The 14,611-nt window shown below is 58.7% G+C and carries 11 protein-coding genes, 1 tRNA gene and 1 rRNA gene; 12 read left to right on the top strand and 1 reads right to left on the bottom strand.

Going from position 1 to position 14,611, the window contains the following annotated elements; all coding sequences use genetic code 11:
* The first annotated feature begins 138 nt into the window (after window positions 1–138).
* The 11 genes from ACZ41G_RS04845 to ACZ41G_RS04795 all read left to right on the top strand — a co-directional run bounded on the left by ACZ41G_RS04845 (window position 139) and on the right by ACZ41G_RS04795 (window position 10,631).
* On the top strand, window positions 139–1,836 hold the full coding sequence (locus ACZ41G_RS04845; protein WP_464144726.1) for a ComEC/Rec2 family competence protein: 1,698 nt from the start codon (window positions 139–141) through the stop codon (window positions 1,834–1,836).
* 65 nt (window positions 1,837–1,901) lie between these two features.
* Window positions 1,902–2,885 carry a DNA polymerase III subunit delta gene (holA, locus tag ACZ41G_RS04840; RefSeq protein WP_412170679.1) on the top strand — a complete coding sequence of 328 codons (984 nt, stop codon included), beginning with the start codon at window positions 1,902–1,904 and terminating at the stop codon, window positions 2,883–2,885.
* Window positions 2,886–3,055: 170 nt separating this feature from the next.
* Window positions 3,056–3,607 carry a tRNA (adenosine(37)-N6)-threonylcarbamoyltransferase complex ATPase subunit type 1 TsaE gene (gene tsaE / locus ACZ41G_RS04835; RefSeq protein WP_044098754.1) on the top strand — a complete coding sequence of 184 codons (552 nt, stop codon included), beginning with the start codon at window positions 3,056–3,058 and terminating at the stop codon, window positions 3,605–3,607.
* Window positions 3,608–3,712: 105 nt separating this feature from the next.
* On the top strand, window positions 3,713–4,594 hold the full coding sequence (gene tsaB, locus ACZ41G_RS04830) for a tRNA (adenosine(37)-N6)-threonylcarbamoyltransferase complex dimerization subunit type 1 TsaB (protein WP_464144725.1): 882 nt from the start codon (window positions 3,713–3,715) through the stop codon (window positions 4,592–4,594).
* A 43-nt stretch (window positions 4,595–4,637) separates the two neighbouring features.
* Entirely contained in the window at window positions 4,638–5,192 is a 555-nt protein-coding gene (gene rimI, locus ACZ41G_RS04825) for a ribosomal protein S18-alanine N-acetyltransferase (RefSeq protein WP_464144724.1), read from the top strand.
* A 94-nt stretch (window positions 5,193–5,286) separates the two neighbouring features.
* The gene (gene tsaD / locus ACZ41G_RS04820; RefSeq protein ID WP_464144722.1) at window positions 5,287–6,330 is read left to right on the top strand and encodes a tRNA (adenosine(37)-N6)-threonylcarbamoyltransferase complex transferase subunit TsaD; all 1,044 of its coding nucleotides are present in this window, start codon (window positions 5,287–5,289) and stop codon (window positions 6,328–6,330) included.
* A gap of 268 nt (window positions 6,331–6,598) precedes the next feature.
* Window positions 6,599–6,671 (top strand) — tRNA-Asn (locus ACZ41G_RS04815).
* Between the two features lie 1,053 nt (window positions 6,672–7,724).
* Complete coding sequence (locus ACZ41G_RS04810) at window positions 7,725–8,966, top strand: SWIM zinc finger family protein (RefSeq protein WP_464144720.1); 1,242 nt, start codon at window positions 7,725–7,727, stop codon at window positions 8,964–8,966.
* Window positions 8,950–10,032 (top strand): hypothetical protein, encoded by a 1,083-nt coding sequence (locus ACZ41G_RS04805; RefSeq protein WP_464144719.1) that lies wholly within the window; start codon window positions 8,950–8,952, stop codon window positions 10,030–10,032. The genes ACZ41G_RS04810 and ACZ41G_RS04805 overlap by 17 nt, the downstream gene beginning before the upstream one ends.
* A gap of 211 nt (window positions 10,033–10,243) precedes the next feature.
* Complete coding sequence (locus ACZ41G_RS04800; protein WP_015451225.1) at window positions 10,244–10,444, top strand: hypothetical protein; 201 nt, start codon at window positions 10,244–10,246, stop codon at window positions 10,442–10,444.
* Window positions 10,434–10,631 carry a hypothetical protein gene (locus ACZ41G_RS04795; RefSeq protein ID WP_464144717.1) on the top strand — a complete coding sequence of 66 codons (198 nt, stop codon included), beginning with the start codon at window positions 10,434–10,436 and terminating at the stop codon, window positions 10,629–10,631. Before ACZ41G_RS04800 ends, ACZ41G_RS04795 begins: the two co-directional genes overlap by 11 nt.
* 356 nt (window positions 10,632–10,987) lie before the next feature.
* Here the strand turns inward: ACZ41G_RS04795 and ACZ41G_RS04790 are convergent, their stop codons facing one another.
* Window positions 10,988–11,998: a hypothetical protein gene (locus ACZ41G_RS04790; RefSeq protein WP_464144715.1), complete on the bottom strand. Its 1,011-nt coding sequence runs from the start codon at window positions 11,996–11,998 to the stop codon at window positions 10,988–10,990.
* 757 nt (window positions 11,999–12,755) lie between these two features.
* On the opposite strand from ACZ41G_RS04790, the gene ACZ41G_RS04785 reads away from it, so the two are divergent.
* Window positions 12,756–14,285 (top strand): 16S ribosomal RNA (locus ACZ41G_RS04785).
* The last annotated feature ends 326 nt before the right edge of the window (window positions 14,286–14,611 follow it).

Below are 14,611 nucleotides of genomic sequence, written 5' to 3'. Positions count from 1 at the left end.
CTGAGACTACTGCCTGTCGCCATTGCCATGTGGGCGGGGGAGCGCGCCGCCTCGGCAGTCTGCAACCGTGCCAACCCCGTTGCTGGCGCCTCCCCGGGTGCCCGGTTATGGACGGCGTCCATGATGCACGCTTTTCTTGTGATTTTTCCTGTCAGCCTCGCATTGCTCGCAGCGATGATATATGCCCGCCGTAGTCTTGCCTGCATTATCCGCACAGCATGGCGGGGCACGGTTCCCACAGGCGCAGGCATCGTGCTGCTGGTCATGATCCTTACGGCGGGCGGGGCAGGAATACTGGTCTCAAGTGCCCACCAGCGGACGCAACAACGTGATCCAGCCATGCGTGTAGCCCAACAGACGTCAGCGTCGCGACTATCCACGCTTGATATGCGTATCGACACGCCGATGACCGCATCATCGAGACGCGGGGCTGATTGCCAGGCGGATGTCACCATCATCGGTGTGCATGAAGCTGCGCGCGTGACACCCTCGCATGCGAGCGCACGGCTGTTTGCCAATGGCGACACCTGTATCAGCCTCGACCACGGCATGCAGATTCGCACACAGGCAAGCGTGAGCCCAGCCGCATTCGGCAGTCGACCGCTGTGGGTGGATGACCTTAAGCACACCGGGATTACGCGCGCGCCGCAACCTGCCCGCTCTCTTGCCAATCGGATGCGCCACAACTTCGCCGCCGTGACCGCGGGACTGTCGGATCAAGGCCGGATTCTCGTGCCGGGATTGACTTGCGGCTTGCTCGGACAGGATTACATCGGTCCGGGTGCCTTGGAACAGCCGGACACCACGTATGCGGCACGGGTCGAACAGGAATTCCGCACGAGTGGCATCATGCACCTGATGGCCGTGTCCGGCGGACATTTCATTCTCGTCGCCCAACTGGCCCAATGGCTGGGCGCCGCCATTCGCCTGCCACGCCCTGTTGCCGCGATCGGCGTTATCGCAGCCTATCAGGGGCTCGCCATCCTCGTGTACCCGTCGGATTCCGTGCTGCGCGCCCAGATCATGGGAACGTTCAGCGCCATCGGCATGCTTTTCGGTCGTCCGCCGCAGACCGCCAGTGCGCTCGCATGGACCACGATTATGGTGTTGGCGCTTGCTCCGGGAAAATCCGCAAGCTACGGGTATGCGCTTTCCAGTGCGGCGGTGCTCGGCATCACTCTGTGCACCCCGCCGTTGCAACGGCGATTGGATCGCCGACTGCCGCACACAGCAAGTCAAGCGGTCGCAACGACCCTGTCCGCGCAGATATTCACCTTGCCCATACAAATCCTTATGGAACCGCAGATCCCGCTGCTGTCCGTCCTTGCCAACATCATGGTGGCGCCGTTTGTCAGCTGGGCCACCATCACCGGGCTGATTGCGCTGATACTCGCGCCGTTCGTGCCGGCTTTGGCGTTCGCGGCCGCATGGCTGGCTAGTTGCGGTACCGCCATCATGGCGTGGACCGCCCATGTGTGCGCGGCCCCGGATTGGACAGCGTTGGCATGGCCGTCCGGCATCCCGGGGGCGCTACTGGCACTCGCCGTGCAAGCGGTCATCGCGTTGCTGCCCGGCATCATCCGTTTGGGTGCGCATGCCATAGGCGACCGTGCAATCCGCTATGGTCGCCCGCGAGCGGGCCGGGAACAATCCGGGCAGGATACATGCACCTTCATGAATCCCGGACACACACGACGGCCGCACCCGCCGATCGCGGGCAACAGCCGTGCGGGTTGCACTCCGGCGGGACGCCCATGGCGGGCATGCGGGAAGATTGGGGTATGGCTTGCCGAAACACGCGGTATGATCGACGACCAATGGCACCGGCACGATTGATGACTTGTCGCATCCCGATACCTCACACACCCGAAGATGTCCACCGATACAGCGAGATTGGAACCATGGCAGCCACGAAACACACTTTCCCGCCGTTCTGCATTGTCTGTGGCGGGGATTCCTACCTCAACGAGGAAGCCGTACGCGATATGCGTCGACAGGCCTCAGCCGCGCGGCCTGACGCCGAAACCGTGGAGCTCGATGCCTCTACGGCAGACCGTTACGCCTTCGACGAAGCCGTCAGCCCCTCGTTGCTGTCGCCTGTATCCATCGTGACCGTCACCAATATGCAGAACGCCGACGAACAGCTCGGCGACAGCATGGTCGCCTACTGTAAGCAGGCAGTCGCCGACCCCGGGCAGGCAAGCATTGTCATCGCCCAGCATGAAGGCGGCCCCAAAGGCAAACGGCTGCTCGAGGAGCTGACTCGCGCCGGAGCGCGTGTCGACAAGCCAGCCGACCTGAAAAAACCGAAGGCTAAAGTCCAGTTCGTCACCTCGCAGTTCGAACAACGGCACCGGCGGATTGAGCCTGCGGCCGCGCAGCAACTTGTCGCGGTCCTTGGAGAGCGTACTGGCGAGCTCGCCGCCATGTGCGAACAATTGTGCTTCGATTTCGACGATGACCCCATCGGGCTTGATCGTGTGAACCAGTACTTGACCGCCAATCCGCAGGTCACCGGCTTCACCGTCGCCGACACCGCCATGGCGGGCAACACCACACAAGCCATCATCGCCATGCGATCGGCTGTCCAACAGGGCACCGACCCGATCGCGCTCATCGGCGCGCTCGCCCTGAAACTGCGCACCATCGCCAAGGCATCAGCCGTGCGAGCGGGCACCATTTCCGTGGCTGAAGCGAAAACCAACCCATGGGTCATGCGCAACACCATGCGCCAGCTGACCGGTTGGACCTCCGCAGGGCTGTCCGCATGCATCCAACAGCTCGCGTGGGCCGACGAACAAAGCAAAACCAACGGCGGCGACCCCGTATACGCGCTCGAACAAGCCATCCAGCTCATCGCCCGCAAAGGCAGGCCGGCGGCCTGAACAAGAACCGGACACACCGAACAACCAGACATCGAGAACACGCCATGACACACACCATCAATCCAAACGTAAGTTATACCGGTACAACCCATACCAACGTGGGCGGCGCTAACACAGCCCACAGCGAGACCGGCACGACGCTGAGCGTCGAAGTTCCCACCGCCGACGCGATGCGCGCGCTCGGCATCCGCATCGGCAGCATGCTGCACGGCGGTGACGTCCTGCTCCTGTCCGGGCCGCTGGGAGCCGGGAAAACCACGCTCGCCCAAGGCATCGGCGCCGGACTGCACGCCGACGAGCCCGTCGTGTCGCCCACATTCACCATCGCACGCGAACTGCACGGCCGATTCGCCGACGGTACGCCGGCAACCCTCATCCATGTCGACGCCTACCGGCTGGGTGGAAACGCGTACGCGCCGGGACAAGACAGCGTGGACCGGCTGCTTGACGAGCTAGAATCCATCGGCCTTGACGAAGAACTCGACAACCCGAGCGACAACACCGTGATCCTCATGGAATGGGGCGAGCAAATGGCTGCCGCGCTCGCCGACGAACGGCTCGACATCCACATCGGCAGGCCTTTGCCAGCCGCCCCGCACACTGGCAGGGGAGCGGAAAGCGCCACGCCGGAACTGACTAGTGACGGCATCAGAACCGTCGAACTCATCCCCGTCGGTCAACCATGGCGGCGACGGATTGACGCCATAGCCGACCTCCGGTAAGCGCCGCTCACGTCCTTGCCTGGGCACTGCAAGCTTCAACGCCCGAGCATCACCCGCGCGACAAGAGTAAAGTAACTGAGGATCCGCAAACACGCAGGAGGCACCATGACGCATACGCTGGTCATCGACACATCATATGGTTCGACGGTGGGGCTCGTCGGACACGAGCCCATCATCGAAACCGACTCACGAACCCATGTCGAACGCCTCCAAGTCAATATCAGCCGCGCCTGCGAGCAGGCGAACATCCAGCCGCAGGACATCAGCCGCATCATCGTAGGCACCGGTCCGGGGCCGTTTACCGGGCTCAGGGCGGGAATCGTCACCGCCAAAGCACTCGCTTTTGCGACCGGTGCCCAGCTGATCGGGCAGAACATTCTCGACGCGCAGACGCTACTCGGCCTCCTGCGCAAAGAAGACGGCAGCCTCACATCCATCACCGGCGAACAGGCGCAAGATGAGGACACCGATCCGGACGAGCCGTACAGGCTCATTCTTGCCGTCAACGATGCCAGGCGCCGCCAACTGTACTTCCAGCTCGTCGATGCGCAGGCCTACCTCGACGCGTTGCGCACCTCGCAACCCGTGGAAGAACGCGGTCGTATCGCCACGTTGATCGGCATGGATATCGACTACCCGGACAATATCGTGCAACGGGTGAACGCCGTCGTCCAACAGCTGCGAGAGGCCGACGGGCGCGGCAGACAGATTGACATCATCGTCGACGTCATCGGACATGGTGCCCAACGCTACAGCCAAGCTTGGAACCAGCTTGAACACCCGGGTGCCGTCCTCGATGCATCCCTGCCGGAACAAGGCGAACCAGGATTGCGGGCCTTCGCTGAACTGGCTATGACCCAGCTTAACGCGGGAGCGACCCCGGCAAGCGCAGAACCCCTGTATCTGCGCCGGCCCGACGTGTCCATCCCCAATCCGCTCAAACACGTGCTCAACCACGGCGCCGCAACCGCAGCCGACAGCCGTTGACCACGTAGCTGAACTGGGATACAAGACATACGGACCGACAGCCATGATTGTCGACTACACCACACTCGAACGCGAACCGCTGATCGCCACGCTCGCCGTGCTCGAACGCGACCTGTTCGGGCGCGGATCGTGGACAAGTACCATGATTCGCCAAGAACTCGACGCACCCGCGCGCACGTACCTGATTGATATCGTTTCTGATTCCGCCATCGACCATTCGACGGCGGCGCAGCCCGGAACCCTGCCAATCCGTGGATATGCCGGCTATTGGTATGACGGTGACGACGCAGAAATCATGACCATCGGCGTCGCCCGCGCATATCAACGCCAAGGCATCGCAACACGGCTGCTGGGCAAACTCATCGACCGTGCACGAGAGCAAAGCGCCCAGCGCATCCTGCTCGAAGTGCGCGTCGACAACGAACCCGCGCTGGCACTGTACCGGCATCAAGGATTCACCACACTCGGCCGGCGCAAACACTACTATCAGCCGGATAACGTCGACGCCTACACCATGGCGCTCGATCTGACACCCCATATCGCCGGATTTGCGCTTCCCAGTGATGACGCGACGGACGGCATGCGACATGACCCGTGAGACGCCTTGAGAAACGTACGAACAGCACGAAAAAACAGCAAGCGTGAACGGCACGCATTGCAACGCATATGATCAGCATCCAAAGGAATCAACCATGAACCAGCCAACCATTCTCGGCATTGAATCAACCTGCGACGAAACCGCCGCAGCCATCGTTCGGGGCACCACTCTGCTTTCCAACGTCGTCTCCTCATCCATGAACGAGCATGCGCGCTACGGTGGTGTCATCCCCGAAATCGCCTCACGCGCTCATGCCGAAGCCTTCGTGCCCTGCGTCCAGCAGGCGCTCGCGGATGCCGGGCTTGAGCTTTCCGACGTCGATGCGATCGCCGTGTCCGCAGGCCCTGGGCTGGCAGGCTGCCTCGCCGTCGGGGTTTCCGGAGCCAAAGCGCTTGCATGGGCTGCGCACAAGCCGATTTACGGTATCAATCATGTCATCGGGCATATTGCGGTTACGCAGCTGCAATTCGGCGCATTTCCGCCGGACACGCTCGCGCTGATTGTTTCCGGCGGGCATACGTCACTGCTGCATGTCGAGGATGTCGCGCGGCATATTGATGTCGTTGGCACCACGCTCGATGATGCGGCGGGGGAGTGCTTCGACAAGGTTGCGCGCCTGCTGGGATTCCCGTATCCGGGTGGCCCGCATATCGACCGGCACGCGCAGCAGGGCAATCCGCATGCCATCCGCGTGCCCCAAGGGTTGACGCAGGGTAAGGCCGGACGGGAGCATCCGTACGATTTCAGCTTCTCCGGTGTGAAAACCGCTGTCGCCCGGTGGATCGAGGAGCAGCAGGCCGAAGGACGTGCCATTCCGGTGGATGACGTGTGCGCGTCGTTGGCGGATTCCGTGGCGAGCGTGTTGGCCCGCAAGGCGATGCACGGCTGCGAACAATATGGGTCGAAGACGCTGATTGTCGGAGGTGGTTTTTCGGCAAACTCCCAGCTGCGAGCCAAGCTGCTTGAAGAAGGAGAGCGTTGCGGGGTGGAGGTTCGTATCCCGCAGATCAAGCTGTGCACAGACAACGGGGCGATGGTCGCGATGCTTGGCGTGAACCTGGTCGAGGCTGGCGTCAAGCCGTCCGATCCGGATTTCCCGATTGACTCGGCCATGCCGCTGACGACGATCAGCGTGTGAGCGGGTGAGCGGGTGAGGATGTTGCCGGGGCGACGAGGCCGACAGTGCCGACGGGCTGCGGGCGTGCACGCGAGGTCTTGCTCCAGTCACGACTACGCGTGCACGATGCAGTGAGAACGGTCAGCGGACGGTGTCTGATTGAGTCCGAATGATTGCAATGACTTGCGACACGCCGGATGCCAGCCCGATTTGCATATCCGCTCGACACGTGTAATATATATCAATTGTGCGCGGGAGTTAATCCCACGGACAAAGCGAAAGCAGATATTCCTGCGTAGCTCAGTTGGCAGAGCATCCGACTGTTAATCGGACGGTCGCTGGTTCAAGCCCAGCCGCAGGAGCTCCATCAGCCCCCGGGTCACCGGGGGCTGTTTCCGTATCACCCCCATGCACCTTCCGTGACTGCTCCATCAGCGTGTCGTCCAGCAAAGTCTGGGGAGGTATGCACCCGTATTGTTCATTGGGCGTATAGGAAAAACGTGGTGCTTTAGACTTCGTTCTTTGTGGGCGTATAGGCCAACAAGTGTTCCAATGCCGGTGCTCCTGTAGCTCGCAAACCGTGCGTCACACCTTCTGCCGACGCGGCATATAGGAGCCAAAGTTATTGCTTTAGACTTCACGTTCAGGTGTTGAAGACGGGCATGTGCAGGTCAGTCCATTCGATTGAGGTGCCGGGTTCCGGCTTGGCGCTCTTCATGTAGCATGCCCATTCGCATGCGAGGACACGGTGTCGTCCGGGATGGCCGCGTGTCGCGCCCGTCGTCCTGCAACCCGGGCACATCCAGCGTTGGCTCCCGAGCCGGTCATTGCCGTTTTTTCCCCATCCTGTTCCCAACGTATTGTGGTTTCCTTTCCTTTTGGGTGGGGAGCAGGGCGAAGGAGGGCGGGTGTCACCCTGTTGCGCGTTGGTGTGTAGCTATCTGCGTTATCTGTAGTACCTGCTGGAAACCATCTTGTGTATCTGTGTTCGTCAACACCTGATATCCGAAGTAGGGTTATTGATATTCTGCGGCGAGTACCTGCGATGTTGAACATACATGAACACAAATAGCGAAGATACGGTCGGGGAGGTACTACAGATACGCGAGATACGCATCTCCAATACCACAGCCATGCGTGTTAACGATTCAGTCCGGGACGCGCGACGGTCAATCATGCCTGGCATGCCTGCATTTCGACTTCGCTACGCCTATGTGGCATAAGCGTGTCTCGCTTGGACTCAACAATACGTGTATTCCCTCGGCGAATGCCTGTCGTGCCCTCGCGCGCCACATTCCCGTCATCGTCTTCGCACAACCCGCATCCAATACTCCCGCTACAATACTCAGCAACGCGCAACGTTAGCGTCATCGATGGAGGCGGAGATGGGGAACGGCCAGCACACGTGTAAACTCATGGATTTTTCGTCGCTGTTTGACCAGCGGATTCTCGACCGTGCGTATGGGTACCGTGATGCCGGCATGGTCACCGATATCAGACAATCCACGGATGACGCCGATTTGTGGCATGCACAGGTGGCGGGCTCGCTCGGATTCTATGATGTCGATATCCGCATTCACGGTGGTGCGGTTATGTCGGCCGCGTGCACATGCCCCTACGGCCAGAAACACTCGTATTGCAAGCATGTGGGTGCAGTGCTCCTGACGATTGCGGACCAGCAAGATGAGCGGCTGGCAGATGCCGCTCTCCCGAACGACGCTTCGGAGGCAATTCGTTGGTATTGGAATGATCAGTTTCCGGGCGCGAACGGCTGGAAAGCCGTTGATGCGTTGGACGAGCAGGATTGGAAAGCGGTTCGCCGCGTGCTGGAAACCGCTTTGGGATTGCCTGATTCACAGTTGCACTTGGTGTCGTTGATTCGCACGAACGATTCATACACTAAACGGTCAGCGACTTCTGCCCAGCGGGGCAATCAGACGAATGCAAACATGCGGTTGCTGGTTCCGCTGTTCCACCCCACAGATGTTGCACAGCTGCCTCACGGTTGGTTCACTTTCCTTGAAGCCGCATATGAGCGTCTTGGTGATCGCGAGGGACTGAGGCACATGTACAGCAGGTACATCCTCATGGCCCGCACTCTGCCCGAAGCGGTGTACGTGCAACGGCTTCGCCAGGTCTCGGGGGAGCATTGGCAGGAGGACCGAGACGCCATCGTTGATTTCGCATCCCGGCATTCGCTGGAGATTTCCTATGGTGGAAACAATCCGGCATATGAACGATTGCTACGGGAAGAGCATTTGCCGCAAGCTGCCGCAATATATTGCCGGCACAATGCGAATCCCCGGGTATTGCTGAATCTGCTTGATCTGGTGGCGCAAACCGATCCGGAATGGTGGAAGGGCCGGGTGTGCACGATGCTGCTGCAACCTGATTCGGAGTTCTACCGAGTGAATAACGATGCCTCGGTGCGTTATGTGGCGGCGTGGATCAGCAGGATTGAAACGGTGTTCGGTGAGGAGCTGGCCCATGAATTGGCTACTCAGATTGTTTGCATGTTTCCGCAGCGCGAATGGTTGCATACGCGGTTGCTACCGTACTGCGGCGTCACGGAGAGCGAGCAAGAGCCGGAAACAACAGATGAAGATACCGATGACTCTGACGGTGGGAATGAGGAGAGCAATGAGCAAGAACAATGACTTCCATGATGAGAATTTCATCGAGGAGCGGCCACACGGAACTATGGAATCGTTGCTTGCTGCGACGATGAGCTACCGGTTCGGGTACCGTTTTCTCCAGCAGGATCTGCTTACCGACCCCCAGTGGGAAACGGTCAGAGATATTCTTGAACGCTACTTCGGGATGAAGGATGTCACCACCGCGTTGCGCTACGCAGCTGAGCGCGTACATGATGGGCTGCAGCGAAATCCAGGCGTGCCAGGGCATGCGCGTTTTCGGCAGGATCTGGACTCGATGCTTTGCGCTGGCGAGAATGATTATCGCAAGGGTACCGGTGGCGGCGTTGCCGGTGATGGCAAGGTTGGCAATACCGCAGAAAATACTGTCCCTCCAAGCCCGGGTGAGATTGCCAGGCATGGCCTGCCCGGAGGAGTGTTTGACGTATTGGAGGCTGCGTATGAGCATTTCGATGACAACCAGGGCTTGCTGAGAATCGCAGTGTACGCGATTGTGTCCGATATCGTTCCCGCGCACCGCTACCTTGCCATGGCGAAGGACCTCGCCGGCGATGAATGGCCACAAATTCGCGATCGCATTGTCGAATTGTTCGAGGAATTCGACAACAAAGTATTCATCGGGCGCGACAATCGCAATGTCTCGTACGAACAGCTGCTGGTGCAAGAGCAACTGGGTGATGCCGCGTGGAATTATCTCCGTCGGCGGAAACCTCCCGTCGGTGGATGCGGGCCGATTCTCATGAGCGATAGTGTCGAGGACTGGGATTCTTTGTTCAGTACGCTTGCGCCGGTTGCGGCTCTATCTCAGCGCGAGGCAGTGGTCTCGATGCTGATGCATCCGTTACAGGACGCCGATGGCGATCTGCTCCATGAGGATACCGAGAAGAACCGGGCGAAGATTCAGCGCATCTTCAGGCAGTGCATACGCTTTGGCGCTCGTGACCGCGCGGTACAGGAGCGAGAGCGGTTGCGAGTGATGTACCCGCGCCGCCCGCAACTGCAAATGATGCTGGATAATGCGCTCGAGGAACATGATGACGACGTTTCATGGGAGCGGGACAGCAAGTGACAAGCCCGCATTGCTGTATTGCTGTCATGTAATACAGTATGCTGCTTGCTGACAGGCAGTCCTGCTTGTGGCCTCAACTGGTATTCCGCCTGCACTGTTATCCAGCTTCTCTTCTCTTGTAGTGTTTCCTTGACGTTCAACTTGCTGCCATCTCCTGTTCGCGACGGGTAGATTTTCATGCCTTAGCCTGCCGGCAGGAGGACTGCATCTCATGTATAAGACTGTTGAAATTGGGTATCATCCGAAAGCCAGCGATATGGCTGCAGCGATCGAGCACGCTGCGAATGAACTTGCCGCGCAAGGCCATCGTGTTGTGTCGTTTTCTGTGACGGGCAGCGCCAAAGCCATTGTGCTCGCTGAAAGAGAGTCCGATGATGCCTGCACGGGGAAGGATATTCATCATGAATACTAACCTGCGCAGGGCGCTGCTCATCATCGGTGTCATCGGCATCGTCTTCGGGGTCGTCGGTTATATCGGCCTTCTGATTGGCAGCAACTTCGGTGCGTTCGCCAAGGGCATGACCCCTGGCATCCTGCTTGGTTTCTCTGCACTGGTGATTATCGTTGTCACCGGCAGGGGGCAACGGCACGGCGACTGAGTTTACAATCACCGGTGTGTGGGTTGAAGCACATCGGTGACTCTTGACTCTTCGCATGTTTGTGCCAGTGACACTGTGCGCTCAACAAACTGTGGAACTAGAACACCCTCGCAGTTGTTGCCGCTTGTCAATGATGGACGCCATGATTATGAGCCCCGCTTGGGTAGAATCAGTGAACCTATCTTGTCACGACAGGTGGGTTCGGTCGTGACCGGCTTTCGGGCTGTCCGAACATACGAACACCTTACGAACACCATGGTGGCTTTCAAGCCGGTCAGACTGCCGAACTTCATACGCACTGTATTGCATTGCCCCCTACTTCAACACCGAAATGTATTATGCCATGTTACGGTTTTTCAGAAGTATGATCCATAGGTGTTCATCTCGACCACTACTCTGTCCCCATCAACTGCATATTTCCCCTCGACCGAGAAAGTCTCGTACCCTGTCCACATTCTGCGTATTTCCTTGTTGAAGTCATCCGGTGCCTCGAACGTGCGTTTCACCCTTCCGTCATATCTGGTGCTGTAAGTCCCATCTATGCTGACATTGTCGATTGTCGGATAGAAATCCATCGACCAGCTGATGTTGCTGATGGCGGGATCTTCACCTGACCAATAGATCGGTGTGAAACCGAAAGGACATGCTTCGCTCCTCAGCGTCTTCATGGTCGCGCATTCATTCAATGCGCTTCGCATCTCCTTTGAGATTGCGGCTTCCAAATCCGCATTGGGTTCCACGTCAATCTCCCTGTCAAACAACAGGGTGTTCTCGTTTGTACGAATGGTCACTGTACTCGTATTGAAATACCGCCCGACATCGGCTTTGACGACATACGTTCCCGGATAAGCAGTAAAAGTCAGCGTCCTGTCATCAACGACATGCCCTGTGGTTTCAGCTTGTTCCGCGTTAAGCTTCACGTCGTTGACAAGATAGTCGTCCTGTCCTTTGGGCGCACTAAAAGAGACCTGCTTGAGTAGCGGCCTGATGATTTTCCAATTGTCGAAGACCACATATCGTGAACCATCCGGGGCAAGTATAATTTCGTCACTGCAGGTTTCCCCGTTCAATTCATATGAGATATCTACAGCCAATGTCTCGTCGGAACGTGGACGAATCGAAACGACGCGAGGCTCGGAGATTCTCGAGGATTCAGCCCGCCCAACCTTGTCGGTGAGCATCGCTCGCTTGTTTGCTTGAAGTCTGGGCTCTGCGAGTTGTGTAGCACGCTGATAGTTACCAGAGGCGATCGCTGCAAGGTATTCATTGACAAGGGTGTTTGGGCTGAAAATCGTGCGAGACAATACTGTGTAGCATCCGTAACCAGCAGCAGCTACTACTGCGAGAACAACCATGATAATCACCATCTTGTTCCTGAACAGTTGGTGCAACCGTGACCGAGTCGTGGTGAGTAGTGCTGATAAACGTCCGGGTATGGATTGCTGCTGCCCAACATCACCGATGGTTGTCGGCGAACCGCATCGCGGGCAGGACGATGTTGGATGATCAATTGAGAACTTACATGTGTTGCAAAGCATATATTCCCCCTGGCCATTATCGTGTATGGATCATTCCATATGGTCGCGGGCGGATATCCGCCCGACGATGAAGAACAGCTTATCCAAAATCAGGGACCCATGGGAGGAACAGATCTGGCACAGTGCGATAAATGCAAATAGAATACTCGAAGATATCGGCGTGTCGGGATGATGAGAGGATTTTTGTTGTTGTTTTGTGTGTGGTGTGTGGTGTTTTCGACACGCCGGTGTTTGCTTGTGTTTTGTAAGGTTTGTGGGGTGGTGGTTGGGTGGTTGGTTTGCGTGGGTGGTGTTGGTGGTGTATGTTGTTCTCTTGCTGCCGCTCGCCGGCCGGCTTCCTTCGGGGGGTTGGTTTTGTCGGGTGTGTGGTGGTGGTTTGAGAACTCAAGAGCGTGTCTGTACTACTTCTTTATAGTCAATGATTGCCAGTCCGGTCCCCGCTTCCGTGCGGGGTGTTTGATTGTCCTGCGTGGGAGTCCGCGAGGGCGGTTGATGGGGGTCGGGGTTTTCGTGCGAGTCGCCTTTCCTTATTAGGCGACCGTCAATTATTTTGTGAGAGTCTGTTATTGGCTTTCCGCATTGTTTTTTTGTGGAGGGTTCGATTCTGGCTCAGGATGAACGCTGGCGGCGTGCTTAACACATGCAAGTCGAACGGGATCCTGCAAGCTTGCTTGCGGGTGAGAGTGGCGAACGGGTGAGTAATGCGTGACCAACCTGCCCCATGCTCCGGAATAGCTCCTGGAAACGGGTGGTAATGCCGGATGTGCCGGGCTCCTGCATGGGGGTCCGGGAAAGCTCTGGCGGCGTGGGATGGGGTCGCGTCCTATCAGCTTGTTGGCGGGGTGAGGGCCCACCAAGGCTTCGACGGGTAGCCGGCCTGAGAGGGCGACCGGCCACATTGGGACTGAGATACGGCCCAGACTCCTACGGGAGGCAGCAGTGGGGAATATTGCACAATGGGCGCAAGCCTGATGCAGCGACGCCGCGTGCGGGATGGAGGCCTTCGGGTTGTAAACCGCTTTTGTTTGGGAGCAAGCCCTTCGGGGTGAGTGTACCTTTCGAATAAGCACCGGCTAACTACGTGCCAGCAGCCGCGGTAATACGTAGGGTGCGAGCGTTATCCGGATTTATTGGGCGTAAAGGGCTCGTAGGCGGTTCGTCGCGTCCGGTGTGAAAGTCCATCGCCTAACGGTGGATCTGCGCCGGGTACGGGCGGGCTGGAGTGCGGTAGGGGAGACTGGAATTCCCGGTGTAACGGTGGAATGTGTAGATATCGGGAAGAACACCAATGGCGAAGGCAGGTCTCTGGGCCGTTACTGACGCTGAGGAGCGAAAGCGTGGGGAGCGAACAGGATTAGATACCCTGGTAGTCCACGCCGTAAACGGTGGATGCTGGATGTGGGGCCCTTCCACGGGTCCCGTGTCGGAGCCAACGCGTTAAGCATCCCGCCTGGGGAGTACGGCCGCAAGGCTAAAACTCAAAGAAATTGACGGGGGCCCGCACAAGCGGCGGAGCATGCGGATTAATTCGATGCAACGCGAAGAACCTTACCTGGGCTTGACATGTTCCCGACGACGGCAGAGATGTCGTTTCCCTTCGGGGCGGGTTCACAGGTGGTGCATGGTCGTCGTCAGCTCGTGTCGTGAGATGTTGGGTCAAGTCCCGCAACGAGCGCAACCCTCGCCCCGTGTTGCCAGCGCGTCATGGCGGGAACTCACGGGGGACCGCCGGGGTTAACCCGGAGGAAGGTGGGGATGACGTCAGATCATCATGCCCCTTACGTCCAGGGCTTCACGCATGCTACAATGGCCGGTACAGCGGGATGCGACATGGTGACATGGAGCGGATCCCTGAAAACCGGTCTCAGTTCGGATCGGAGCCTGCAACCCGGCTCCGTGAAGGCGGAGTCGCTAGTAATCGCGGATCAGCAACGCCGCGGTGAATGCGTTCCCGGGCCTTGTACACACCGCCCGTCAAGTCATGAAAGTGGGCAGCACCCGAAGCCGGTGGCCTGACCAGTTCTGCTGGGGGGAGCCGTCTAAGGTGAGGCTCGTGATTGGGACTAAGTCGTAACAAGGTAGCCGTACCGGAAGGTGCGGCTGGATCACCTCCTTTCTACGGAGAATTTCATTGTTTGCCTGGCATGGTATCGCGGGGGTCGTCCCCGTGGGTGCCGGGCGTGCTGGCGTGGAAGGATCGTTGCGCCTCCTTTTCGGGGGGCGGGTATGGGCATGCTGTTGGGTTCCCTGGCCGCCACGGCCTCCTTGTGTGGGGGTTGGCGTTCGGGTGCCCGCCATGGGTTCCTTCCCGGGTGTTCCGGGTGGGGGTGTGTGGTGTGGCGTGGTGGTTTGAGAACTGGAGAGTGGACGCGAGCGGACCGCGTGGCCGCCCCTGTGGGGGTGGCTGGTCGTGGTCTGCTTGTACTGATGTATTTCGACCGG

This window comes from Bifidobacterium porcinum (assembly GCF_055378475.1).
Note: the sequence above shows the minus strand (reverse complement) of the source record. Positions and strands in the feature narration are given on the sequence as shown.